This is a genomic window from Lapidilactobacillus achengensis (genome assembly GCF_003946655.1).
Classification (GTDB): domain Bacteria; phylum Bacillota; class Bacilli; order Lactobacillales; family Lactobacillaceae; genus Lapidilactobacillus; species Lapidilactobacillus achengensis.
In genome coordinates, this window is sequence record NZ_RHOV01000006.1 from 1 (window position 1) to 24217 (window position 24217).

Here is a 24217-nt window from a genome sequence, read left to right on the forward strand (position 1 = left end):
CGCTGCGAAATTCGGGGTGAGCTCGCTGTGGGCGCTGTTTTGAGCCAATCCGCAAAGGACGCGGCTTGTCTCAAAATCAGGCCTTGTCCTAAGCGGCAGAGCCGCCAAGGACAATTTCACGGCGATCTCACCCCGAATTTCTCCGCTCCGGCCGCTCAACGTTATAACAGCCGTTTGAGCACGCACGCCGACTGGCAAGCTATGGTCAATTGATGGGAATCCACGCAATTGACGACCGTGGTTAGTAGTTACCAGCTTTAAATTGGCGACACCAGCGCAGTCTGATTGATAAACCAGACTAGTTCTCAGTGAATCAACTGAATCAGTCGGTTTTCCATCGCTTTTTTGTTAAAAGTATAATATGATGCCCGCGGCTTGCGCTGCGAAATTCGGGGTGAGCTCGCTGTGGGCGCTGTTTTGAGCCAATCCGCAAAGGACGCGGCTTGTCTCAAAATCAGGCCTTGTCCTAAGCGGCAGAGCCGCCAAGGACAATTTCACGGCGATCTCACCCCGAATTTCTCCGCTCCAGCCGCTCAACGTTTTAACAGCCGTTTGAGCACTCCCGCCGACTGGCAAGCTATGGTCAATTGATGAGGAACCACGCCAATGACGACCGTGTTTAGTGGGTAATAGTTTGATCTTGGCAACACCGGAAGAATTTTCCTGATGAATTAGGGCAAGTTCTGGATAGAGTAGCCGAATAGTATTCGTGGACTATTTCGCGTGAAGCGCCGACAATATTAGCGTCCAGCTTGAAATTGTCCGCTGATGACCTAAATGAGTTGGGTTGCCGGACCACACTAAAAAGCGACGGTCGTTTTGGCCGCTCGCTGGCAAAATCGTTTCGTCTAATTCTTCGTCTAGATTGCAGATAGGCTCAATTATGACTAGCAGCCGGCTGCGTTCACGGGTACCGCCCGCAATCAAAAAAACCACATCAATGTGATGTGGTCTGGCCAGGGTAGAAACGATGTTTGATGAAGACGCCGCAGCTACAGCCGACAATAGTCACCACAATAATCAGCAGATTGCTGGGAATGAAAACAGCACCGAAATAACTCAATGCCAGCGTCAACCCAATCATCAGCAGTTGCAAAGACAGCGCAAGGCTACGGTCGGCGCTGACCTGCAAATAGAGTAAGCCGATAAACATGGCGATGATCGCAAAATCCAGGCCCAACTGTTGTGGGTCGGCGATATAATTGCCAATCAAGGCGCCAATCAACGTGGCAATGTTCCACGTCGCGTAGGCCAGCAGATTGACGGTGTTGAACCAGGGAAAGTTAAGGCGACCTTGGGTGAAGTTAAGTTTGTTCATCCCTAAGGCGAAACTTTCATCCGTTAATAAGGTGCCTAGGAAAATGTTTTTTGCCAGACTGGCCTGTTTGAAGTAGGGGGCGATCGTTAAGCTTAAGAGAATCATCCGGGCATTGACGAGAAAGGTGGCTAAGACGATGGAAATGATCGGACTGTGGCTGACAAGTAAACTAACGGTGATAAACTGGGCTGAGCCGGCGTAAATAAACAGCGACATGAAAAGAACTAACCAGGGACTAAAGCCACTGGCGCGGCCGACAACGCCGAACGCGATGCCGATCCCTAAATAACCGAACACGGTTGGCAACGTTTCTTTGACCGCGGTATGTTGATCGAGTTGATGATCCATGCTGGAAACCTCTTTTATTGACTTGGTGTGGCCGGTTGACGGTGATGTTGATCAAGCGGCCCTGGTGTGGCGTCAATGGTCGCGCGGTTGGTGCTGTTTGATGGCGAAACTAGCCGAAGCTAAATCAGGCGAATCAAGGCCAACGAAACAATGCCCACGGTCACGATCACCAACAAGTTTTTGGAAATGATCGCGCTGATCAGTGTGGGCACCGAGGCGAGGCAGTTTTCCAGATTTAACTGGGGCAAATGACCGAGATCTTGGGTAAACAGATTGCTGAACCAAAGCGCCGACATGATCACGATCGGCACGAAGCTAAGGAATTCGCGCACGGCTGGTGAGAGGGTCATTTTTTTGAGTAAAATGAAGGGGAGAACGCGGGATAGCCAAGTAATCAAACCGCAGCCAATGATCGTGATGAGGGTATATTCAAAAGAAGACATGTTTAAGCACCACTCCTAGGGGACATCCCACCAAGGTCACGACTAAAATCAAGAGGTTGGCGGGAATGAAAATCATTCCAAAATAGATAAAAAGTAAAACTAACCCCACGAGCAGGAGTTGAAGGCGGCGATCGATCGTGCGGTCGGCGTTGATTTGTAAATAAACGAGTCCAATAAACATGGCGATGATCGCGAAATCAAGTCCGAGACTTTCAGGATTTGGAATATATCGCCCCAACCAAGCGCCAGCGAAACTGGCGCAGATCATCATTAAATAGGGAGGAACCTCCGCCGGATAGAACCAACGAAAGGTGAGCTTACTACCGGTGTAGTTCGCCTTATTCATCGCCAAGGCAAAGGTTTCGTCAGTTAATAAACTTCCCATCAAGATGTTTTTCCACAGTTTGGGTTCCTCGAAATGCGGCGCCACCGTCAAGCTCATTAGGATGATCCGGGCATTGACCAGGAAGGCCGCGCCAAAAATCGCCAGGATCGGAGTGTGACTGGCCAGCATGCCAATAATGATAAATTGAACCGAACCGGCGTAAACGAAAAGAGAAAGTAGGAGCACCAGCCAAAGGGAAAACCCATTTGTCTGGGCAATCACGCCAATAGCGAAGCAGATGCCGAAATAACTGAACACGATCGGCAAGGTTTCTCGTAAACCGGTACGGGGGTCCAGGTCATGACTCATGCGCAAACTCCTATCAGAAAGGTGACAACAAAGACATTTTAGGTAATGGCATAATGATACCATACTGCCTAGGCTTCCGGTAACCTTGCTGGAATATTTTTTGGTGAGTGACTGGCTGGTCCTTTCCACTGAATAAGTAAACAATTATCGGTTTGGAAAGTATGACACGAATTGAACCAAATTGCCCAAGCATGGCGCTAGATTTGGTATAATCAAGATGAGAAAGCAACCATGGGGAGGTCTCTAAAATGGGCAAGCGACCACAGCACGTTAAGCAACAACACCAGCGGCATTGGGGCCGCTGGCTGATCGGAATTTTCAGCGTCGTCGTCTTAGTCGGACTGATTGGCCTGATGATGGTCCAGGTGTTGGATTTCTCCGCGCCGGAAACGTCCTCTGGACAATCAAACCAGACCGATCCAGCACAGCAGCACCAAACTAGCCGCCAACAGCCGACCAGCCAGGACCACTCGCACGCGGCTGAATCGAGTGGCCATCAAGCGCACGGGTCGAAATCCAGTAGCACAGCAGCTGCCAGTTCCAGCTCAAGCAGCGCTTCAACTGGTCGTAGTTCTTCCAGTCAGTCCGCAACCGGTGTCGTTCCAGATGCCGCGGCTGGTTCATCAGCCAATGCCGACGGGGCCACAAGCACCCCTAGGGCAAACGATGCCGATCCAACCCCGCAAGCGCCAACCAATGTCACGCCTGCTCCCGGACAGAACCATCTTGCCGCGGCTAGTCAATACGCTTTTGATGTCCAGCAGGTTCGGGCGCAAATGTACGGTCAAGGTAGCGCGATCGGGCAGAAAACTGTTTTTCTGACGTTTGACGATGGCATTAATCCCACGATCACGCCGCAGATCCTGGCAATCTTGCACCGCTATCAGGTTCACGCCACTTTTTTCTTAGTGGGCAAAGCCATCAATCAAAGCACTCGCGCCTTGCTGCTTCAGGAGTATCAGAGTGGGCATGGTATTGCTATTCATAGCTTTGATCACAATTACAGCCGCTTGTATCCGAAACGGCGCGCCAACGCTTCGCAGATTTTGGCTGAGGCGGAACAAACTCAGGCGGTCCTGCGGCAATATCTAGGTCAGCAGTTCCGTACTCGGGTCTGGCGCTATCCTGGTGGCCACATGTCTTGGCAAAATTTAGCGCCGGCGGACCTGGCTTTGCGGCAACATGGGTATTACTGGATGGATTGGAACGCCGCTTCTGGCGACGCGCTGGGGGCGAAGGAAGCGCCGAAAACAGTGGCGCAGATGGTGCAATATCAAGCCTATTCGCTGTCTTATTTCCCTGACCATGGAGTGCGGGTGGTTCTGATGCATGATGCCGCGGGGAAACAGTTGACGGTGGCGGCGCTACCTCAGATCATTGAGTTTTATCAGCAACGGGGCTATCGTTTTGGTATTTTGAGTTAAAGCCAGCGGCAGCGAACGTCGCGCGCAGGCAGATCAGCACGCGCTAACGCCCACTCAACTTCTTGACTTTTCAGCTCAGGTTTGTAAAATCTGGGGTGTAAGGGAAACTTACGATTGGGGAGAAGGTGGGCACCATCACTGGAATTGTTAATTTCTTGGCCAAAGTCCGATCTTTGTCGTTTATTCAGATCATGCAGCGGACTTTGGTCATTTTGTTTCCATTTGCGTTGTTTGGCGCATTTGCGCAAGTATTTGCCGCGTCGTTTTTGTCTGTCGGTGGGTTCTTCGGCAGTATCTTCGATGTGGACGCATGGTTGCCACACTATGAAGCTTTGCGCGTCTTGTTCGATGATATCAGCCAGCTGACTTTGGGCATGCTGACGGTCGCCGGCGCGTTTCAGGCGGCGAAGTACACCGCCAAGTATTATCACAAAGATGACCAGATGGCTGGCCTGACTGGGGCGGTTGGCTATTGTTTGATTTTCTTCCACCATACCACCACCGAGACGGGGATCGCCGTGGAAATGCGGTACTATGATTATCATTGGCTGCTAGTCGGCGTGTTGATCGGTTATGGTGTGGGACAATTATTTCGTTGGTTTGGCCAATCAGAGAACGCGACCGCTGCGGATTCTGCTTTGATTTTGAATCGGGCCTTTCTGGCGATGCGGCCAATCGCGATCACGCTATTTTGGGCCTTGGCGCTCCATACTGGGTTCGCGCTGTTGCGCTACGCGAAGATCGATCAGTATATCACCACCGGAGTCCAGGACCTGGCCAATCAAAAAGCCAGTTTGCCGATTACGTTTGGCGCCGCGCTTTTGACGACGGTTCTAGGTTGGTTTGGGTTTACCGGTCCTCTGGCGTACACCAGTAAAATTTCGGAGATCGAGATTTGGGATAACTTGGATACGGCGTTGAGTCAGGGGAGCAGTTGGCATGCGCCTCACCCATATACCGCCTTGTCGTTGTATCATAGTTTTGGGACTTTTGGCGGGACGGGCGCGCTGTTGGCCTTATTGATCGGGCTGATTCTGCTTAGTCGCAATCGTAATTCGCGTTTGGTGGCGCAGTGGAGTTTCTTCCCGGCGATTTTTAATGCCAGTTTGCCGACAATGTTGGGCATTCCGATTCTGTTGAACCCGCTGTTCTTCTTGCCCTTTACCTTGATTCCGTTGGTCAATATGGGGTTGGCCGCCGGCGCGATCGCACTTCATTGGATGCCGCCAGTGGTCTATCCGGTGCCAGCGGGGACGCCGGGGCCGCTGGTCGCCTTTATTGGAACCAACGGTAATGTTCCGGCGCTGTTGTTTGGCATTGGCTTGTTGGTGGTGGATGTGTGCCTGTACTGGCCGTTTATCCGCTTAGCCGAGAATGTGAACCAGCATTTGCGAGAAGAGGCGATGTGAGCATGGCATTTCAGAAGATCCGTCAATGGCCGAAAGCGGTCTGGCACTGGTTGTTCTTGGGCTTGTTCTTATTGCTGATCGTCGGGCTGGCCTGGCCGTCCTATTCGTGGACGCAGGCGAATGTTAAGCAAATGGCCACCCGTCACAACGCCAAAATGTCGCCGGTGATCATGATCCCCGGGAGCAGCGCGAATGAAAGTCGCTTCGATGATCTGATCACGACCATCAACAAAACCGATCATCAAAATCATAGCTTGTTGCGGCTGCATATTTACACCGATGGGACCATCAAAGCGACCGGCGCGATTCGGCCCAATGATCGGGAACCTTTTATCGTGGTCGGCTTTGAGAACAATGATGATGGTTATGATAATATCAAGCAACAAGCGAAGTTGTTCGGGCAGGCCTTCACGCAACTGACCAAGAAGTATAATTTCAACAATTTCAAGGGCTTCGGTCATTCCAATGGCGGCTTGATCTACACCGACTTCTTGGAGCATTATTTCAAGGACGATCAAATCACCATGAAACGTTTGATGACCGTGGGTACGCCGTATAATTTCGCCGAAAACTCCACCAGTCGGAAAACGCAAATGCTGGCTGACTTCATTAAAGACCGGAGCGCGATTCCCGAGAATTTGGTTGTTTACTCTGTCGCCGGAACGGAGAATTATGATAATGATAGTATCGTGCCGATCAAGAGTGTGGCGGCGGGTAAGTACATCTATCAGGGTCAGGCGGCGCAATACACGCAGATCACCGTGACTGGGAAAATGGCCCAGCATTCCGAACTTTTGGCCAATCCCCAGATCATTGAGTTGATGACCCGCTATTTATTGGATCCAGTCAAGGCGCCGACTAAGAAGACCACGACGCGAACCTATCACGATGCCGATCCGACGAATAGTTTAGAAAATGACGCTAACGGTCAGTGACCCGGCAAACAGGCAATTGGTCAATAGAGCACGGCGGAACCGCGACTGAGGTCGATACTGGCGCCGTCAATGCGGCAACAAAAAAACGTCCCTGACTTTTCATGACGAAAAATCAGGGACGTTTGCTGATTACAACGATCGCTTGAGCGGGCGATTACTGTCGGCTGACATCATAATCGGAAACAAGCGGTTCAATATCAGGATCCGGCGTTTGCTGAGCAACGGCGCGGACATATTTTTGGTAAACTGAAGTTGTTTTGATTTTAGCCACTGAATCGGTCTTGCTGGCGTCATCATCAAGGAGAACATTCGAATTTGGTCCCGAAACCAATAATGAACCATCCTGCTGGGTGTAGGCGATGAATAAATAAGTCTTGCCCGCTTGGGGTAAGGTATCATTTTCAAACAAGTCGTAAGCAGTCTTGTCTTCCCGCAGGCCACCTTGTTTGGCGAGGTTGATCGGCTTGTTCGTGATCAACTTGTTCTTCAAATTGGTCAAAACCTTGACTTGATACTGGGTATAAGCGGAACCAACATATTCGACGGAACCATTTGCGCGCTCCAGCGGCACCTTGTCTTCATAAGTTGTTCCTGTCAATTCGGTGACCTTGCCGACAAAGACGTAATTTCCCGAACCAACTACCGCCTTGGGGTCGGTGACATTAATGTTATAATCACCCTGAATGGTATGGGTCGGTGGATTTTCCGGGATCTTACTCGCGTTATAACGATCCAAACCATGACTTACGGCAACTAAACTGACCACTGTTAACAAGGTGATCAATCCGAACTTAAGCTTGTTCTCTTTCATGGCGAACCTCCCTTGATTCAAAAAGGTCACAAACTGTGACGACGCAACTAGTCAAATGGACCGCGACCGTGACTCGGTCAAGTTACCCGCAAAGTGAAATCTTGTTCAGTACTCACAAATAAATAATAGTGCGAAAACGCTTTAATGTCAACGAACGGTTATGGTCGGGATGCTTGAGAGTAGGTAGTGCTGCAAAATAATCTCATTGTTTGTTTTGCAGTTTGACAGCGGCGTGTTCGTGCTGTTGGATCAGCAATCGGGGACGAAGGTTCAATGGCTTTCAATCGTCGGGCCATTTGTGAGAATGGTCAACTTTTGCTGGAAATGTTGGGTCATCTATGATAGAGTGGTATGAGTAAGAATTACAGGAATTTGTCCGGAGGCAACGACGTGTATAATATTATTCAGATTTTACTGATCATTGACTCGATTGCGATCATTATCGCAGTCATGATGCAACCATCTAAACAACAAGATGCCCTGAACGCCTTGTCTGGTAGTGGCGGCGAACTCTTTGGCCAAACCAAGAAGCGTGGGTTTGAAGCGGTCATGGAGCGGGTCACAGCGGTCCTTGGTGTGATCTTTTTCGTGCTAGCGCTCATCTTGGTTTACTTGTCCTCACATTAATCGATGGTCAGGCTCCTGCGATCAGCAGGGGCCTTTTTATTAGCATTTTGACCGAATCGCTGTTTCGATTTGCTTCGGTCAGTTAAGGAGTGCCCATGGTGAAGAAATGGCCCCAACCGCTCTATTTGCCAGGGACTAAAACCACTGGCGTTTTACTTTTGCACGCGTATACGGGCAGTTCCAGCGATATGCGCTTGCTGGCTCAGGCATTGAACCGCGCCGGATACGGCGTGAATGTGCCCCATTTGACAGGCCATGCGACGGCCGAACCCTTGGATATTTTGACTAAGGGAAATCCGGATGCCTGGTGGGCGAACACGCAAAACGGGCTTGAGTTCTTGCAAGGTCAGGGCTATCAACGTTTGGCCGTTTTCGGGCTGTCTTTAGGTGGTGTTTTCGCCACGAAAGCCGTTCTTGAGAACCCTTTGGTGAGTGGCGGTGGCACGATCAGCGCGCCGCTCATGACCACCGACTTTGCCCGGATCGGCCCTGAGTTTCTGAATTATGCGCGCAAAATCTATCAGTTGACTCAAGTTCCTACGGCAGAAATAGCGCCTCGGCTTCAAGAAATTGGCCGCTTGTTACCGATCCAATTGGCCAGTGTCCAAGCGTTTATCAGACCGTTGCAGGCAGAATTGCCGACTGACCAGAAGCCGTTCTTCGTCGCTCAGGGTGGCGCGGATCAACTGATCGACCCTCAGGCGGGGCCGCGTTTACAGGCGGCTTTACCGCCAGAATTGGTTGATTTTCATTGGTATCCTGAGGCAGGTCATGTTTTGACGGTCAATTCGGCGCATCAGCAGTTGGAACAGGATATTTTGGCTTTCTTGGCGGGTCTGTAGCGCTCGTTTCTGTGTTTTGCTGCTTGCCTTGATTGCAGATTTGCTGGGTTTGGATGTGGCCGCAACCGCCTCAGGGCGTTTGTGGTGGCTGGAACGCAGTGGACGCTGTTTTGAGCCAATTCAAAGACCGAATTGTCTCAAAATCAGGTCTTTGTCTAAGTGGCAAAGCCACTAAGACAAATTTCACTGCTGAGCCACACGCCCTGAGGCGGTTGCTAGGCAGAATTGCGCCTATCTGCAAGATAGGTGCAGTAGGTTACGAAGTGCTTTTGCTAGTGTGGTGGTCAGAATGATGTCATTTCAATGGATAAAAAATTCTGACTGGGTGTCGCAACCGATTATCCAGACTGGTAAATCCATGTTTTGTGATGAGCCCTTCAGTTGTCACTGATCATCAAGTCAATTGTACCGTGTGACTATCGGTGCGAATTTGTAACTGCTAGCCATGGTCGTCAATTGCGTGGCAATCTGTCAATTCACATGAGCAGGCGAGGTGGCGTGGTGGCTTAGTCTGCTTAAAACGGTTGAGCGGGCGGAGTGGAGTGTGGCGGGTGAGATCGCCGTGAAATTGGTCTTAGTGGCTGTGCCACTTAGACCAAGGCTCAGCTTTGAGATTCGCGTACTTTGCGAAGCTCAAAGTGACGCCCACAGCGAGCTCACCCGCCACACGCAACGCAGCCCGCGGCCAATATTGAAACGGAACAGCCGCCCACAGCGAGCTCACCGGCCACACGCAACCCGGCGCCGGTTTGATAAAACAAGGTAATTATCGTTAAAAAGGCGTCACGCCGTGATAAAATGAAATAAGACAATAATGAATGAGTGAAATGAGGTATTCGATGACACAAACAGATTTTTTAACCGCGGAAGTATTAGAGATCTTCCGTAATAACCCCAATCGTAAATATGGTGTTCAAGATATCAATGATATTTTGAAATTAAAAGGCTCAACTTCCTTCAAACGCGTTGTTAAGGTCCTGGCGACTTTAGAAGGTGAGGGCATTGTTGACGTTAATAATGGTGGTCGTTTCAAACTGAAACCAACTTCGGAAGAAGTTAGTGGTCGTTTCTCCGCCAATGATAAAGGCTTTGGTTTCGTGCGCTTGGAACAAGATCCAGCCAGCACTGAGCAAGTGCCTGATGTTTTCATCCCTAAATTCAAGACGGCGCACGCGCTGCAAGGCGATACCGTCAAGGTTCGGATCGTTAAGGCGGCCAATCCTTGGAATGGCAAAGGCCCTGAAGGCGAGATCTTGGAGGTCACCGAACATGGCATGACCCAGTTGGTCGGGGAGTTCACGCCGGCCAGTGACGCGCAGGTGGCGCGGACCGGACTTTTAGGCAGTGTCCGCAGTCATGATAAGAAATTGGCGAACTATCCAGTGATGATCAAGGATACGGGGATCCATCCTCAAGCCGGGGACATGGTCCAAGTTGAGATCACTGAATATCCTAGTGAAGATTACCCTACTCGGATGCTAGGGATCGCCATGCAAACCTTAGGGAACAAAAACGATCCAGGTGTTGATATTTTGTCCTTGGTTTATCAACACGGTTTACGGGTCGATTTTCCGGACGAAGTGATCAAACAAGCCGAACAAGTTCCTGACGAATTGTTGCCGCAGGATCGGGTCAATCGGCGCAATATCACGGATCAGATGGTCGTGACCATTGACGGCGATGATTCCAAAGACTTTGATGACGCGGTGACAGCTTGGCGTTTACCTAATGGCAATTACCACTTGGGTGTCCATATCGCTGACGTGAGTTACTACGTTCGTGAAGACACACCGCTAGATGAAGAAGCCTATGCACGGGGAACGAGTACGTATTTGACCGATCGAGTGATCCCGATGCTGCCCTTCCGGCTTTCCAACGGGATCTGTTCTTTGAATCCCAACGAGGATCGGCTGGCGTTGACCTGTGACATGGAAATTGATGGTCATGGCAAGGTCGTCAATCATGAAATCTATCCTAGCGTGATCCGCTCGAAGGCGCGCTTGACTTATAACAACGTCAATAAGATCGTGACCGACCAGGATCTTAAATTACGAGAAGAATACGCTAAATTAGTTCCGATGTTAGATTTGATGGCCGAGCTGCACAAAATTCTATTCAAGAAGCGGCATGATCGAGGCGCCATTGATTTTGAAGAAACCGAAGCGTCGATCAAGGTCGATGAAAAAGGTTGGCCGATCGATATTATTTTACGGGACCGCGGCACTTCCGAACGGATGATCGAATCCTTCATGCTGGCGGCCAATGAAACCGTGGCCGAACATTTCAGCAAGGCGCAAGTACCGTTCCTCTATCGGGTCCACGAAACACCAGATGGCGAAAAGGTCAAGAACTTCTTCGAATTCGTTTCTGCGTTTGGTATTGTTGGCCATGGCGCGGCGGACGACATCAAGCCGATCGAATTGCAAAAGGCGCTGGCTAAAGTTGCCGGGACACCGGAAGAAATGGTGGTCACCACCATGTTATTGCGGAGTATGAAGCAGGCCCATTACTCGATGGATCAATTGGGTCACTTTGGGATCGGCGCGCAATATTACACCCACTTCACCTCACCGATCCGGCGTTATCCGGACTTGATCGTCCATCGTTTGATCCACAGCTACGCGGCGGTTGGTAAAACTGAAGCCAATAAAGAGAAGTGGCATGAGAAGTTACCAGAAATCGCGACGTTTACCTCCGAACAGGAGCGGCGTTCGATCGATACGGAACGGGATGTGGATGACCTGAAGAAGGCACAATACATGATGTCCAAGGTCGGCCAAGAGTTCCCAGGCGTGATTGCTTCCGTTACCAAGTTCGGCATGTTCGTTTCCTTAGAGAATACGGTCGAAGGCTTGATCCATATTTCGAATTTGCGTGATGATTACTATGATTATGACGAGAAACAAATGACCTTGACTGGTTCGCGGACACATAATACCTTCAAGATCGGCCAAGAGATCCAGGTCAAAGTGTTGCGAGCGGATCCTGATCAAGGTCAGATCGACTTCATTATCGCGGGGCAAGATACGCCAGAGGATTTCCTCCCCGAGAATGAAAAGCCGAAGTCAGCAGGATTCGGCGGTAGTCGTGGCCCAGGTCAGCGTGCTGGCGGTAACAACGATCGCCGTGGCGGCAATCAAAACGGTCGCGGTCAAGGGCATCGTTCGTCTAGCAATGGCAATAAGTACGAGCGGCGGCAAGGCGGTAATAATGGTAATAAATATGAGCGCCGCACTTCCAACGCTAACCAAGGCCGACACTAGGCATTAACTGATTTTTGTAAAAAGGTGGTGTTCAATTTGGCTAAAATGAAAGAGAAACCACGGAATCAAGTCGCGACCAACCGCAAGGCCTCGCACGATTATAACATTGGCGAGACTTATGAGGCTGGTTTGGTTTTGACCGGGACCGAGATCAAGTCGGTCCGCGCCGGAAAAATCAATCTGAAGGACGGGTTCGCCCAATTGCGTCAAGGTGAGCTTTGGTTGGAAAACGTCCACATCAGTCCTTATGAGGCGGGCAATCAGTTCAATCACGATCCCTTGCGCAACCGCAAGCTGCTGTTGCATAAGCGAGAACTGGCGAAATTGGCTGGAATCGTGAAGGACAAAGGGGTCACCGTTGTCCCACTCAAGGTTTATTTGAAACACGGGTTTGCCAAGGTGTTGATCGGTGTGGCCACCGGGAAACACGAATATGACAAACGCGAAACCATCAAACGGCGCGAACAAAATCGCGAGTTGCAGCGCGTTTTGAAAAACAATTTTTAATGATGATCACCGATGTGCTAAGCATGTCGGTGATTTTGTTTGCTGGCGCCGGGTGAAGGAGTGCCGATAATTGCAGATCATTTCACGTGCTTAAGAATTATTTATTAAAAAAAGCGAATTTTGATCAGTGAATCATGATATACTGAATGTCAGTTATCAAACAATAATTCGCTCATGCGAGCGATAAAAGCGGCTGTCAAGGACGGGGCCAGGGGGCAATTCTGGTGAGATCAAGGCCGAAATGGGACTTGACAGGCAGAGATAGGGTGAATTGAATGGCAAAACACGCTCGACGCGATCGATTAAAGGCGCAGGCGGGGACAACGGGGAAAAAGTCCCACCATGTTCTGAAATGGATTTTATTGACGGTCATCGTCATTTTATTTGCTGGGGCCTCGTATGGCGTCCATATGTATATTCAGGCTAAAACAGCGTTGGATAAAACTTATTCTTCGGTTGATACGAAGAAGGAGAAGAAGGCCAGTGTTACCCTGGCGAAGCGCGATCCGTTAGGGGTCTTGTTGTTGGGCACCGATACTGGCGATGAAGGTCGGACCGAAGTCAATGGTAACTCGGACACGATGATTGTGGCGACGGTCAGCCAAAGCACCAAGAAAACCACCCTGACCAGTATTCCCCGCGATACTTTGGCCGAAATGGTTGGGGCCGCTAGTTTTAATTTCCGTCGGATCAATGCTGCCAATAATATTGGCGGCTCTAAAATGGCTCTGGCCTCAGTTTCGTCATTGCTGAACGTGCCGCTGACTTATTATGTTTCAATTAATATGAGTGGACTTAAACAGATCGTGAATGCTGTTGGTGGCGTTGATGTTGAGGTGGCCTTCGATTTTGCCTATAATGGGTCTTCCTTCAAGAAGGGGCAGATGCACCTTAATGGGCAACAGGCGCTGGATTATGCGCGGATGCGGAAAGATGATCCTGAGAACGACTATGGGCGCCAGAAACGGCAACGACAAGTGATCACCGCTATCGTGAAATCAGCCAGTTCGGTTGGGACGATCGCGAATTTCACCAAGTTATTAAATGCGATTTCGACGAATATGCAGACTAATTTCACCACGAATCAAATGATCGATATTTTCAAGAACTATCGCGTGGCGGCGAAGACGGTTTCCAGTGATTATATCAAGGGCGTCAACGCTTGGTCCAATTCCGCCGCGATCCAAGTAGCGCCAACCGCGGAATTGCAGCGGATCTCCGATGCGATTCGTAGTGAACTGGAGCTGTCCCAGGAGACGTTGGATAATGCGGTCACGAAAGAAAATGCGCTGAACGGACAAAGTGGTTTTATTTTTGAAAATCCGACGATCAATCAGAATTATACGATTTATCCATTAAGTAATTAAGGTGGGCTGACGCGCTCGATCCGATAATGCTGATGGTCAAGCTTGATCTGGGCAATCGTGGCCGGGTCGAGCTTTTTTTAAAACGTGCTGCACACAACTGACTTCTGCGCTTAACTACGCCAGGATTCCGGAAGCGAAACCCGCTTCCAAAATCCTGGCTAGGTTAATGCTCGAAGTCAACCCGTTGTGTTCCGCACTCTGATTTAAAAACGTGCTGACTGAATCTGATTGGTGCGCACGGGAACTTTGAAAGGGGCATGCTTGATGACTAAGCAGCGTTATCGCCAAACATTATTAAAAACCTTACCCGCACTACTCGTCTTGCTGCTGTTTACGCATTTGAAGCAAACCAGTGGCTTTGACTGGCGCCCGCGCTGGACGGATCTTTACTTGCTGATCAGTTATGGCGCCGGAGTACCTTGGGCCCACTGGCTGGGGCAGCGTTATTGGCGGCAGCGGCGTGAAGCAAAAGCCCGGTCAAAGGCGGGGACGCATTCGGCGGCCGCAATGACCAGTCAGCCAACTACGGACCCGTCGACAGCAACTGTGGCACCGACTGCGCCCACAACTGCGCCCACAACGGAGACGCCAGCTAGCGCAACGCCACAATCGCCAGGTGTGCGGCTGACCTGGTTGGATCATGTTTTTACCTTTTGTGGCGAGTTGGTGCTGGCTTGTTTGTGGTTGCTGATCGGCGGCCTGTTCGCGCTGATTTACTGGCCAGTGACGGGGCTGAAACAGCGTGGGCATCAGTGAAGCTTCTCTGTTTGCCAATACTGAACGCGAAAATTCTAGACCCCAAAAACCTAGTGACTCCGGATTCATTCATTCTCCGGAGATCACTAGGTTTTTTTGGTAGATTATTGAATAGCTTTTTGCTGGTATAGCGCTTGGTCACTTGGCTTAGTCGAAGCGATAATAAATGTCCGTCTCGGGTAGCCAGGGCTCAGTCCGCGTTTGATAGAGCAGGTCGGCCATCCGTTCTGGCTTGAAACTGTGCCAAGGCACGGTGCGGCGGGCGTTGATTTTCTCGGCTAGGGTCAAGAGGTCCTCGCGTCGAGCGTGGCCACTGGCGCCAAAGGGAACGATCTGATAGTGGTGTTCGGCCAGGAAAGTTTGTAAGGTTGCGAAGCGGGGATCATAGTCACCCAGCGGTTCGCCATTACTGTGGAGATAGGTCCCGCCAGTAAAGTCCGTCAAGCGCTGCAAGTGGGCCCAAGAATTATGCAAAATAAAGTCTCGTGGATCCGCCGCTAACCGGCGCTGCGCTTCAGCCCAAGAATAGACCGTGGTGTTCGCTTGAGCCAGTGGCGCCGCGCTAATGACGTTGAGCGGTTCATCGGGCGCGAAGGCCCCGATGATCTGCGCGAATTCTGGTTCCCATAGAATGGGCCGGTGACTTTGACGCGCGGCCTGATTGAAGGCAATCAGCCGTTCAACGTTGCGTGGATAAGGATTGACCACGAGCAGTCCCGCCGTGTCCCGGGCTTGCTCGCGAAGAGCCGCCGGCAGGTCGCCCTCGCTGTAAGGGTGCTCATGGTGACTGTCCTGGATCATTTGCGGTTGCTCGCTAGTAAAACTATAAGTGGTGGCTTCGCTTAAATAAACATCAAGGTTGTTCTTGACCTGATCAGACCAAGCGGCCACGCGCTCTGGATGGGGGCCATTGAGGCGAACATCACCAGAATGAACGAAGCGATGCTGCCCATCCTCCACCAGCAAGGCCAGAGCGCCAATCGTATCGTGATCACTCAACATCCCCGTAACTTTTAGGCTGCCAATGGTGAGCGGTTGGCCCAACGTCAGGGGATGAAGATTGGCGATCGGCGGCTCGACGCCTTGAGCAATCAAAATTTGATAAAGCTTCAGCGCGTCCGGTGACAGGTAGATGGGAATCTCGTGATTCTGTAAATAGCGTAAAGCGCCCATATGATCCAAATGGAGATGGGAAATAAAGATGGCTTGATGGCGGAAAAGAGCCGGCTGATCTGGTAAAAGCAGATCAGGCAAGTGTGGCAAAGTGTGGTCCGCCATCGCTTCACTGACGGTTTTCGTGCCCATTGGGGCAACCATCCCGAAATCCATTAGCACGCGGCTATCCCCTTGGACAAATTCAACGATATTACCACCAATCGTGGTGGTGCCATTTAAGAAACGCAATGTGGTCATTTGTTTTCCCCCTTACGGTAACATAACAGTGTAACGCAACCCTTTTCAAAAAGCGAGAATTATTTATTCGGGAGCGCAACCCTTGCTGGCGTGATTCCGCAAAAAAAGTCAAAGCCAAGGCCAGTTCGAAAGCGCCGCGAACTGTGCGCTAGAGACAAACACCCCCATTCAGATCGTTCTGAACGGGGGTGTTTAACAGTTGGCGCTCAAAATCGTGACGGTCGTCAAGGATCAGCGATGACTGGCGATCTCACTGTCAAGTTAATGCTGATAGAAGGTGCTTTCAGCGGCCTGAATGATGCCCAGCTTAATATGGGCGTAAGTCAACCCACCTTGAAGATAGAGCGTGTATGGCGGCCGAATCGGGCCATCACCGGAGAACTCAATGGTTGAGCCAGAGATAAAGGTTCCGGCAGCCATGATCACTTCGTCTTCGTAACCGGCCATTTGTTCGGGAATCGGTTCCACATAGGAATCAACGGGCGAGCTTTGCTGGATTGCTTTGGCGAATTTGACCATATCGGCTTTGTTGCCGAAGTTGACGGTTTGAATCAGGTCTGTCCGCGGCTCCTGCCACTCTGGCGAAACACTCAGTCCTAATTCCGCGAGTAACGCTGCTTCGAAAATCGCCCCTTTAATGGCATTCCCCACAGTTTGCGGCGCGACGAAAAAGCCTTCAAACATATCCAACAAATAGCCGTAAGTCGCACCTTCTTCACCGCCGATGCCAGGCACAGTAAAGCGATAGCTGACCCGCTCCACGAGATCCTTACGGCCGACAACATAACCACCAGTTTTGGCCAAACCGCCGCCGCCATTCTTGATCAGTGAGCCGGCCATGATATCAACGCCCACATCAAGAGGTTCCAAGGTTTCTGAGAACTCACCGTACGCGTTGTCGGCGAAGATCCAGACGTCAGGTTTGAGGCCGCGCACGAAGTCAACCATCTCTTTGATCTTAGCAATCGTGAATGATTTCCGAGTGGCGTAACCACAAGAACGTTGAATCACGACGAGCTTAGTTTTGTCAGTGAGGGCAGCTTTGACCGCAGGAAAATCGACCTCGCCATTGTCTTGCAACGGCACATAATTAGCCGCGATCCCATACTCTTTGGCGCTACCAATGCCATTACCGCTCATGCCGAGTACTTCTTGCAAAGTGTCGTAAGGCTCACCTGTGATATACAGGATTTCATCGCCAGGGCGTGTCAGACCTAATAAGGCGGTTCCAATCGCGTGGGTCCCCGATACGAATTGCGGCCGAACCAAAGCGGCCTCACCACCCAGAACATCCGCGTAAATGGCTTCTAGCGTGTCGCGACCTTCATCATAATTACCATAGCCAGTCGTCCCATTTAAGTGGGCCTCTGAAACACGATGGTCTTGAAAGGCATGGAGCACCTTCGCCTGATTATCAAGAATTTGGTCATCCAGGGCCGCCAAACGAGGCGCGATTTTCTGATCGACCTGGGCGACGATCGCCAATAATTTAGGATCGATCGAATCTTTCCAACTCACAATAAATTCCTCCTACAACTGATTTGTTACCATCACTCAAAGCGAATCATCGAATTGGATTCGTCTCAAGTCTTCTTCTTAAGTATACTGATTTTGCCGCAGATGTGTAGGGTAAATTCTAGAATTTACTTGGGAAAATGGACTTGGTCAACCAGCTACGAACGCTTTCTGTTACTGGATGTTAGGGGACGCCATCTGCGCGTCGATCTGGATGTGGCTCTAGAATAGGAGCTTGATCGGAAGCTTGACTGGGAACATGATCAGAGGCTTGACCAGAAGTTTGACTGGGAACTTGATCAGAAGCTTAACCAAAAGCTCGCTTTGAACGGCGATTTGAAGGTCAATGAATCAACAGGGTCGGGGCAGAGCGGCAATTCTCGCCGGCCGAGGTCAAAATGGGCAACAACATTGGCCAGCAGGTTAGGCGCCTAGCGCTTTCGCTGCCTAGCCCCGTCAATGACCAGATTTTTGCTCAAAAAAATAAAAATTTCCGGAAAGTTCGGGGCTCCCAGCATTTTTCGCGTAATTTAAAAGGACTGGGAAAAATCCCAGTCCTTTAAGGCATCGTTCAATGTTATGGTTTATTTGTTGTCTTTGATGATCGTTTCAGTTTGATCTTGCAAGTTGTCTAAAGCTTTCTTGACGTCTTCGTTCTTCGTCAACATCGCGTCGACAGCTTCAAGTAATCTGGTCCGATATTCAGAGAAACCTTTGAAGGCAGTTGATTGGAAACCATCAGGTAATGAATCAACGGCAGCCTTGTTATAAGGCTTTTCTTCCAGATATTTCTTGAAATCAGCATCTTTCGTTGCGGATTCCCGAAGTGGCACATAACCGGTTGAACGAGCCCACTTAGCTGTTTCTTCGGTGGACATCAGGAATTTCATGAAGGCCCAAGCGCCCTTCTTTTGATCAGCGCTAGCGCTCTTGAACATCACGATGTCGTTACCAGCGATTTCAGTGGCTTTCTTGTCATTGTAGGCTGGTAATGGCATTGTACCCCAGTTCAAGGTCTTCGGTGCTTGTGCGACCATTTGAGTCACACCTGCGGAAGAACCGGCGTAGAAGGCTGATTTGCCCTGAGTAAAGGCTTGGGTCCAGTACATGTCTTCGCCAGCGGTTTTAGCGGTGCCAGCTTTGATCATGTCCATGATGAAGTTCGCTGCTTTCAAAGTATCAGCGGTGTTTAAGTTCGCCTTTGGCCCTTTGGCAACCAATGGATTACCAGCTTGACGCGCTAAACCTTCAAATTCCATATCCCATGACTTGTCATAGCCCATGGCATAGATTTTGTCTTTTTTCAGTGTTTCGCCAGCTTTAGCGATGTCATCCCATGTTTCTGGTTTGGCGATGTTGTACTTGTCCAGAATATCCTGGTTGTAGTAAAGAACGCGGACGGACTTACTGAATGGAATGGAATAGTACTTGCCATCGTATTTGGAGCTCGAGAGGAATGAAGAATAAATATCCTTTAAATCAGAATCAGATAATTTGTTATCACCTTTCAACATATAGCTGTCAAGAGGTTCGATAAGACCGTTCTCTGTGTAATCAGGCACAGTGGTATAAGTTGTCTGTGAGATTACTGGCAGTGTGTTTGACTTAGCAGACGCCATGATCTTTTGTTGCAGTTGAGTATAGCCCCCCTGTGAGGTGCCAACGACTTTGTAATCAGATTGGGACTTGTTGAAGTCCGAAATGATTTCGTTCAAAGCCTTTTGGTAAGGGCCGTTCATGCCATGCCAAAAAGTGATCTTGACAGGTGTTTTCGACTTGGTGCTGGATTCATCGGCACCTGAATCCTTTGACTGGCTGCCACATGCGGCCAATCCCAAAACTAAACCCAAAGAAGCGACTGCGAGTAGTGCACGTTGCCAACTTTTTTTCTTCATTACTTAAAACCTACCCTTTCAATCCAGTTTTTGAGATGCCTGCAATAATGTACTTTTGAAGGAAAATGTACAGAATCACCATAGGTAAAATGACGAACGTCGATGCTGCCATCAGCAGCGCGTAATTAGTCCCCGCATCGGTGGTAAAAGCCTGTAACCCAACAGGCAAGGTGCGAAGATTCTCAGTGTTGGTCACGATCAACGGCCACATGAAGGCATTCCATGACCCGATCACTTGTAAAACAGTCACGGCCGTGATCGTTGATTTGGAGATCGGTACCAGCACGTGCCAGAGGAAATGCCAATCGGTGGCGCCGTCGATCTTGGCGGCGTAATATAATTGATCCGGCACGGATTGGAAATTTTGTTTTAAGGTGAAAACGGTGAAGAAACTGGCCAACCAGGGAACGATCAAGGCCCAATACGTATTGATCATATGGAACTTCGACAAGGTGACGAAGTTAGGAATAATCAACATTTCCCCAGGAACCATCATCGTGCCTAAGAAAATTACGAAGATGATGTTCTTGCCGTAGAAGTTTAATCGCGAAAAAGCGAAGGCGGCTAGAATACTCGTGAACAGCTGGCCCGCGGTCGTGACCGTGGTCACTAAGACGCTGTTGACGAAGTAACGGGCGAAGGGCGCGGCCTTGAAAGCCTCGATGTAATTGGCCCATTGTAATTGCTTAGGGATCCAGATCGGTGGGATCTTAACCGTTTCTGGCTGTGTTTTTAAGGACGTTGAGACCATCCAGAGGAAAGGCATCAACATGATGATCGCGCCGAGGACCAAGATCACATAGCGTAGAACCATGGCAACTTTAACTTTCATTGTTTACTTGACCTCCCTTTAATAATGGACATGTTTCTTGCTGTACCACATTTGAATCAAGGTTACCAGCAAGATCATGAAGAACAGCACAACACCACTAGCGGCGGCGATGCCGTATTTCCACTCGGTATAGAATTTCTGATAAAGGTAGTAAACGATCGTTAAGGCTGATTTACTTGGTCCCGGGGTCCCGTTGAACAGGGCGAAAATCTGATCGAAGACCTTGAAACTACCGATCACCCCATTGACACTGACTAAGAACGTGATCGGCGAGAGCAATGGCAGGGTCACGTTGGTGAATTGATGCCAAGCGTTAGCGCCATCGATTTCCGCCGCCTGATAGTAGCGCTCGTTGATGTTGTTCAAGCCAACTAAGAATAAGACGATATTGAAGCCTAAGCTCTTCCAAATACTCATGATGATCAAGGCCAGCATGGCATATTTCGGACTCTCCAACCAAGCAATCGGGTTGATCCCGAAGAGGCTGAGGAAATAGTTCAATAGGCCATAATCGCTGTTGTAGATCCAATGCCAGACTTGGGCGATCGCCACGGTACTGGTAACGAATGGCAAGAAGTAAACGGTCCGGAACAGGCCACTTAACCATTTGATTTTATTCAAGAGGAGGGCGATGACCAATGAGATGATCACGGTCAACGGCACGACCCCAACAACGAAAATCAACGTGTTTTTAACGGCCAAATGGAAATCGGGATCACGGAAAATAAAAGTAAAGTTGCTCCCGCCCCATTGCTGCACGATGTCTTTGAAGAAATCGTACTTGGTGTAGAAGCTCATAATAAATGATTTCAGAATTGGATAGATGTTGAAAATGATCGTAATGACCAACATCGGGAGTAAATAGAGGAGTGCTTTAGCAGTTGATTTTAAAGTTGGCTTCTCATTCAACATCTTGTTCACCACCAAAAATGCGCTCGCCTGCTTCATCGAATAGATAGAGTCCGGATTTCTGCAGGTAAAGCGTCAGATCCTGATGATTCTCAAGACGACCTTGAATCTCGGTACTGAGAAGTTCTTGCCCATTATAATCAACCAAGGCGTTCTTTTCACGGCCGTACTTTTCGTAGGCCTTGACTTTGGTTGTGATCGTGGCGAAGGTATTGGCGTCGATCGGGTGATCCTGTAAAGCCTCGGGTCGAATTCCGACCGTGGCCGTTTTCGCCAAAATCTCCGCAGGGACCGCCGCGTCCAAATCATGACCAAAGGCGGTGATCGGCACGGTGTTGATCACCGGTTCGCCAATGAATTTCGCGACGAAGAGATTGCTTGGATTGTCGTAAAGTGTTTCCGCGGAACTGAATTGCTGAATGTCGCCTAAGTTCAAGACCATGATGTGGTCGGAAATGTGTAAGGCCTCATCTTGATCATGGGTCACGAAAATCGTCGTGACGCCAGTTTCTTGTTGGATCCGCCGAATCTCTTGCCGCATTTCGATCCGTAAACGGGCATCCAAGTTTGACAGTGGTTCGTCAAGCAACAGCAGACTGGGTTCCTTGGCCAACGCGCGGGCAATGGCGACCCGCTGTTGCTGACCACCGGAAAGCGCGCCGGGTTTCTTGTCCAGCTGATCATCAACGTGCACCAGTTTGGCCAATTTCAACGCCTTTTCCCGACGTTCCTCTTTCTTGATCTTCGCCATTTTGAGTGGGAACATGATGTTTTCAAGGACAGTCAGATGTGGGTATAATGCGTAGTTCTGGAAAACCATTCCAACTTTACGTGCTAACGCGTCTTGTTTGGTGACATCTTGATCACCAAAGAAAATTTTGCCCTGCGTTGGCGCCAATAAACCAGAGATCAACATCAAAGTCGTTGATTTACCGCAGCCACTGGGTCCCAAAATTGAAACCAAGGTCCCCTCAGGAATCGTGAAGTTCAAATGATGTAAAATTTCTCGTGTCCCATCATAGGACAGCGAGACATCTTTGAAGGTAACTTCCAACAGTTTCGCCCCTTTAGAAAAATGTTTTTCGACCACAAGATAACAGATTAGTCTAGATTTATATTACAACATTTTGTGGGTAAAGTCTTGACCGATTTCAAATTTAGACAAGTTTTTTGGTCAGTAAATCCGCAAAAAATGCGTTTATTTACAGTAATTATTAGGTGATTGCGATTTTGAACCAAATACGCTAACATTAGATAGCGGTTACATTTAAATAATTATATTCATGAAACTGTTTTATTCTAACTAGTAGGTGATCGATAATGACACAGTTGCTCGTCAATGCGGTTTGTGGTGTTGCCCGTCAGGACCTGTCCGGGGCTTATTTACGCCGTTATACAGCCAGCGAACTAATTGCGAAAACGCAGATCTCTCGGTCAGCATTCTACCAACACTTTGATGGTGGCTTGCGCGATGTTTTCTCCACGACCATTGAAAATGAAGTTTTGCGCCCCATGCGGCTGGCTCGCTTCTCCTGGCCGGAAGCAGTGGATTTTGTTTTGAATTATGTACGCCATAATCAAATTTTAGTGCGTAATCTATATGAGTTGGGCTCGGGTCCACAAAAAATCTGCTGGTTTCGTCAGCAGTTGGTTGCGGTGATCTGGCCCCATTATCGCCCCGACGAACCGCTCACATCTGATTGCTGTTGTTGGCGTCAGCTGAGTCTACTTTGTGGCGCCCTTGTTGGTGAGATCCAGTGTTGGACTTGCAGCGACTTTAAGGAGGAATTGTGGCGAATTCGGTTGCGCTTACAAAGCTTTGATTTAGACACTTCGGCCTAAGTGTCAAAAAAACGAACAAAATCGCGAAACTGTCTGTTGCATTGTTTGAACAACCACATTATGCTAAAAAGTAGCACACTAATGAAACTTGCCGAAGCGCAGAACCTACAAGGGACGATAGGGGAGTTCTTACTTTGAACAAGCGGAAGAAGTGAAATATCGGCGGGCACTTTCTGACAAAATCTGCTAGAATTGGCTGGGTATTCAAAAAAATAGTTTTTTGAGGTGACAAAATTGATACGTCCCGCAGTTTTATCTGATGCGCCACAAGCAATGCCAATTTTGATGCAGATCATTCATGACATGGAAATTCCTGAAGTTCAAGCGATTGGTGAAGCACAGATCGAAGCTTTATTTGAAGCAGCGTTCGCAGCGCCTGATTATCGTTATGGTTATCAACAAATGTTGGTTTACGTTGATGAGCAAACGCAGAAAGTATTAGGCATCTGCGTGGGCTACCCTGCGGCCAAAGAAGCGACCATTGACGATGCGTTACGGCCTTTTTTGCGCGAACTAGGGTTACCAGAGGATTTGCAGCTGTTCAAAGATGTGGAGACCCAACCAGGCGAATGGTATTTGGATTCTTTAGCCGTTGCCCCAGCCGCTCAAGGTCAGGGCATCGGTGGACAGTTGCTTGATTTCCTGCCCACTTGGTTAGCCCCAAAAGGCGAAACCGTGATCAGTTTGAATGTTGATCTGGGAAATCCGAAGGCTAAGCAACTATACAGTCATCATGGCTTCCGCAAAACCGGTGAGATCATGATTGGCGCACATCGCTATGAGCATTTACAACGACCCATCGTCTAGCAGATTGGCCAAACTAAAAAGCGTTCAACTTCTTTGTTCAAGTTGAACGCTTTTTTGCTAGTAACACTTTGATTTGAGCGCTTTCTTTTCTCCCTGGAGTCGCTTATACTTAGACCAGCAATAAAAACAGTGTGAAGCGCAACGGGTTGACTTTGAGCATTAATCTAGCTAGGTTTCTGGAGGCAGGTCCTTGCCTCCCAAATCCTAGCGTAGCTAAGCGCAAGAAGCTGGGTCGCGCAGCACGTTTCAAAAAAGGAGGA

The 24217-nt window shown here is 49.4% G+C and carries 24 protein-coding genes; 12 read left to right on the forward strand and 12 right to left on the reverse strand.

From position 1 onward, the window contains the following. The 5 genes from EKM94_RS04745 to EKM94_RS04765 form a co-directional block, all read right to left on the reverse strand. A partial coding sequence (locus EKM94_RS04745) for a hypothetical protein (RefSeq protein WP_164511106.1) occupies positions 1-228 on the reverse strand: 228 nt, incomplete at its 3' end. A gap of 120 nt (positions 229-348) precedes the next feature. Beyond that, positions 349-576 (reverse strand): hypothetical protein, encoded by a 228-nt coding sequence (locus EKM94_RS04750; protein WP_125598273.1) that lies wholly within the window; start codon positions 574-576, stop codon positions 349-351. Positions 577-937: 361 nt separating this feature from the next. Then, positions 938-1666 carry an AzlC family ABC transporter permease gene (locus EKM94_RS04755; RefSeq protein ID WP_125598276.1) on the reverse strand — a complete coding sequence of 243 codons (729 nt, stop codon included), beginning with the start codon at positions 1664-1666 and terminating at the stop codon, positions 938-940. A 119-nt stretch (positions 1667-1785) separates the two neighbouring features. Then, positions 1786-2109 (reverse strand): AzlD domain-containing protein, encoded by a 324-nt coding sequence (locus tag EKM94_RS04760; RefSeq protein ID WP_125598278.1) that lies wholly within the window; start codon positions 2107-2109, stop codon positions 1786-1788. Continuing rightward, on the reverse strand, positions 2096-2803 hold the full coding sequence (locus EKM94_RS04765; protein ID WP_125598281.1) for an AzlC family ABC transporter permease: 708 nt from the start codon (positions 2801-2803) through the stop codon (positions 2096-2098). Before EKM94_RS04765 ends, EKM94_RS04760 begins: the two co-directional genes overlap by 14 nt. A 248-nt stretch (positions 2804-3051) precedes the next feature. Between EKM94_RS04765 and EKM94_RS04770 the strand changes: the two genes are divergently transcribed. From EKM94_RS04770 to EKM94_RS04780, 3 genes are all read left to right on the forward strand, one after another. Further along, complete coding sequence (locus EKM94_RS04770) at positions 3052-4227, forward strand: polysaccharide deacetylase family protein (protein ID WP_125598284.1); 1176 nt, start codon at positions 3052-3054, stop codon at positions 4225-4227. Between the two features lie 125 nt (positions 4228-4352). Next, a complete protein-coding gene (locus EKM94_RS04775; protein WP_125598287.1) occupies positions 4353-5636 on the forward strand; it encodes a PTS transporter subunit EIIC in 1284 nt (427 codons plus the stop codon). 2 nt (positions 5637-5638) lie between these two features. Further along, positions 5639-6571 carry an alpha/beta hydrolase gene (locus EKM94_RS04780; protein WP_125598290.1) on the forward strand — a complete coding sequence of 311 codons (933 nt, stop codon included), beginning with the start codon at positions 5639-5641 and terminating at the stop codon, positions 6569-6571. A gap of 154 nt (positions 6572-6725) precedes the next feature. Here EKM94_RS04780 and EKM94_RS04785 read toward each other — a convergent pair whose 3' ends face one another. Next, positions 6726-7382, reverse strand: coding sequence for a cell surface protein (locus EKM94_RS04785; RefSeq protein WP_125598292.1), 657 nt, complete (start codon positions 7380-7382; stop codon positions 6726-6728). A gap of 390 nt (positions 7383-7772) precedes the next feature. Between EKM94_RS04785 and secG the strand changes: the two genes are divergently transcribed. From secG to EKM94_RS04820, 7 genes are all read left to right on the forward strand, one after another. Continuing rightward, entirely contained in the window at positions 7773-8009 is a 237-nt protein-coding gene (gene secG, locus EKM94_RS04790) for a preprotein translocase subunit SecG (RefSeq protein ID WP_125598295.1), read from the forward strand. A 95-nt stretch (positions 8010-8104) separates the two neighbouring features. Then, positions 8105-8851, forward strand: coding sequence for an alpha/beta hydrolase (locus EKM94_RS04795; protein WP_125598298.1), 747 nt, complete (start codon positions 8105-8107; stop codon positions 8849-8851). A gap of 493 nt (positions 8852-9344) precedes the next feature. Beyond that, on the forward strand, positions 9345-9617 hold the full coding sequence (locus EKM94_RS04800) for a hypothetical protein (protein ID WP_125598300.1): 273 nt from the start codon (positions 9345-9347) through the stop codon (positions 9615-9617). 73 nt (positions 9618-9690) lie between these two features. Then, positions 9691-12114 carry a ribonuclease R gene (gene rnr / locus EKM94_RS04805; RefSeq protein WP_125598303.1) on the forward strand — a complete coding sequence of 808 codons (2424 nt, stop codon included), beginning with the start codon at positions 9691-9693 and terminating at the stop codon, positions 12112-12114. A 45-nt stretch (positions 12115-12159) separates the two neighbouring features. Continuing rightward, a complete protein-coding gene (gene smpB, locus EKM94_RS04810) occupies positions 12160-12621 on the forward strand; it encodes an SsrA-binding protein SmpB (RefSeq protein WP_125598674.1) in 462 nt (153 codons plus the stop codon). A gap of 275 nt (positions 12622-12896) precedes the next feature. Continuing rightward, positions 12897-13988, forward strand: a complete 1092-nt coding sequence (locus tag EKM94_RS04815; RefSeq protein ID WP_125598306.1) for an LCP family glycopolymer transferase — start codon at positions 12897-12899, stop codon at positions 13986-13988. A 264-nt stretch (positions 13989-14252) separates the two neighbouring features. After that, on the forward strand, positions 14253-14744 hold the full coding sequence (locus tag EKM94_RS04820) for a hypothetical protein (protein WP_125598309.1): 492 nt from the start codon (positions 14253-14255) through the stop codon (positions 14742-14744). A 147-nt stretch (positions 14745-14891) separates the two neighbouring features. On the opposite strand, the gene EKM94_RS04825 is transcribed toward EKM94_RS04820, so the two are convergent. The 6 genes from EKM94_RS04825 to EKM94_RS04850 form a co-directional block, all read right to left on the reverse strand. Then, the gene (locus tag EKM94_RS04825; RefSeq protein WP_125598312.1) at positions 14892-16157 is read right to left on the reverse strand and encodes an MBL fold metallo-hydrolase; all 1266 of its coding nucleotides are present in this window, start codon (positions 16155-16157) and stop codon (positions 14892-14894) included. Positions 16158-16418: 261 nt separating this feature from the next. Beyond that, a complete protein-coding gene (locus EKM94_RS04830) occupies positions 16419-17675 on the reverse strand; it encodes a methionine gamma-lyase family protein (RefSeq protein WP_125598315.1) in 1257 nt (418 codons plus the stop codon). Between the two features lie 581 nt (positions 17676-18256). After that, positions 18257-19567 (reverse strand): ABC transporter substrate-binding protein, encoded by a 1311-nt coding sequence (locus EKM94_RS04835; RefSeq protein WP_125598318.1) that lies wholly within the window; start codon positions 19565-19567, stop codon positions 18257-18259. Positions 19568-19577: 10 nt separating this feature from the next. After that, on the reverse strand, positions 19578-20399 hold the full coding sequence (locus tag EKM94_RS04840; protein ID WP_125598321.1) for a carbohydrate ABC transporter permease: 822 nt from the start codon (positions 20397-20399) through the stop codon (positions 19578-19580). A gap of 18 nt (positions 20400-20417) precedes the next feature. Then, positions 20418-21311 carry a carbohydrate ABC transporter permease gene (locus tag EKM94_RS04845; RefSeq protein ID WP_125598324.1) on the reverse strand — a complete coding sequence of 298 codons (894 nt, stop codon included), beginning with the start codon at positions 21309-21311 and terminating at the stop codon, positions 20418-20420. Beyond that, complete coding sequence (locus EKM94_RS04850) at positions 21301-22362, reverse strand: ABC transporter ATP-binding protein (RefSeq protein ID WP_125598327.1); 1062 nt, start codon at positions 22360-22362, stop codon at positions 21301-21303. Before EKM94_RS04850 ends, EKM94_RS04845 begins: the two co-directional genes overlap by 11 nt. Positions 22363-22628: 266 nt before the next feature. On the opposite strand from EKM94_RS04850, the gene EKM94_RS04855 reads away from it, so the two are divergent. Then, positions 22629-23150, forward strand: coding sequence for a hypothetical protein (locus EKM94_RS04855; protein ID WP_125598330.1), 522 nt, complete (start codon positions 22629-22631; stop codon positions 23148-23150). 273 nt (positions 23151-23423) lie between these two features. Then, positions 23424-23957: a GNAT family N-acetyltransferase gene (locus EKM94_RS04860; RefSeq protein ID WP_125598333.1), complete on the forward strand. Its 534-nt coding sequence runs from the start codon at positions 23424-23426 to the stop codon at positions 23955-23957. Positions 23958-24217 lie beyond the last annotated feature (260 nt).

What these genes read in the sequence shown, in the direction of transcription:
- EKM94_RS04755 (WP_125598276.1), bottom strand. Translation starts at nt 1,666, where the DNA reads ATGGATCATCAACTCGATCAACATACCGCGGTCAAAGAAACGTTGCCA.
- EKM94_RS04760 (WP_125598278.1), bottom strand. Translation starts at nt 2,109, where the DNA reads ATGTCTTCTTTTGAATATACCCTCATCACGATCATTGGCTGCGGTTTG.
- EKM94_RS04765 (WP_125598281.1), bottom strand. Translation starts at nt 2,803, where the DNA reads ATGAGTCATGACCTGGACCCCCGTACCGGTTTACGAGAAACCTTGCCG.
- EKM94_RS04770 (WP_125598284.1), top strand. Translation starts at nt 3,052, where the DNA reads ATGGGCAAGCGACCACAGCACGTTAAGCAACAACACCAGCGGCATTGG.
- EKM94_RS04780 (WP_125598290.1), top strand. Translation starts at nt 5,639, where the DNA reads ATGGCATTTCAGAAGATCCGTCAATGGCCGAAAGCGGTCTGGCACTGG.
- EKM94_RS04785 (WP_125598292.1), bottom strand. Translation starts at nt 7,382, where the DNA reads ATGAAAGAGAACAAGCTTAAGTTCGGATTGATCACCTTGTTAACAGTG.
- EKM94_RS04795 (WP_125598298.1), top strand. Translation starts at nt 8,105, where the DNA reads ATGGTGAAGAAATGGCCCCAACCGCTCTATTTGCCAGGGACTAAAACC.
- rnr (WP_125598303.1), top strand. Translation starts at nt 9,691, where the DNA reads ATGACACAAACAGATTTTTTAACCGCGGAAGTATTAGAGATCTTCCGT.
- smpB (WP_125598674.1), top strand. Translation starts at nt 12,160, where the DNA reads ATGAAAGAGAAACCACGGAATCAAGTCGCGACCAACCGCAAGGCCTCG.
- EKM94_RS04815 (WP_125598306.1), top strand. Translation starts at nt 12,897, where the DNA reads ATGGCAAAACACGCTCGACGCGATCGATTAAAGGCGCAGGCGGGGACA.
- EKM94_RS04820 (WP_125598309.1), top strand. Translation starts at nt 14,253, where the DNA reads ATGACTAAGCAGCGTTATCGCCAAACATTATTAAAAACCTTACCCGCA.
- EKM94_RS04825 (WP_125598312.1), bottom strand. Translation starts at nt 16,157, where the DNA reads ATGACCACATTGCGTTTCTTAAATGGCACCACCACGATTGGTGGTAAT.
- EKM94_RS04835 (WP_125598318.1), bottom strand. Translation starts at nt 19,567, where the DNA reads ATGAAGAAAAAAAGTTGGCAACGTGCACTACTCGCAGTCGCTTCTTTG.
- EKM94_RS04840 (WP_125598321.1), bottom strand. Translation starts at nt 20,399, where the DNA reads ATGAAAGTTAAAGTTGCCATGGTTCTACGCTATGTGATCTTGGTCCTC.
- EKM94_RS04845 (WP_125598324.1), bottom strand. Translation starts at nt 21,311, where the DNA reads ATGTTGAATGAGAAGCCAACTTTAAAATCAACTGCTAAAGCACTCCTC.
- EKM94_RS04855 (WP_125598330.1), top strand. Translation starts at nt 22,629, where the DNA reads ATGACACAGTTGCTCGTCAATGCGGTTTGTGGTGTTGCCCGTCAGGAC.
- EKM94_RS04860 (WP_125598333.1), top strand. Translation starts at nt 23,424, where the DNA reads ATGCCAATTTTGATGCAGATCATTCATGACATGGAAATTCCTGAAGTT.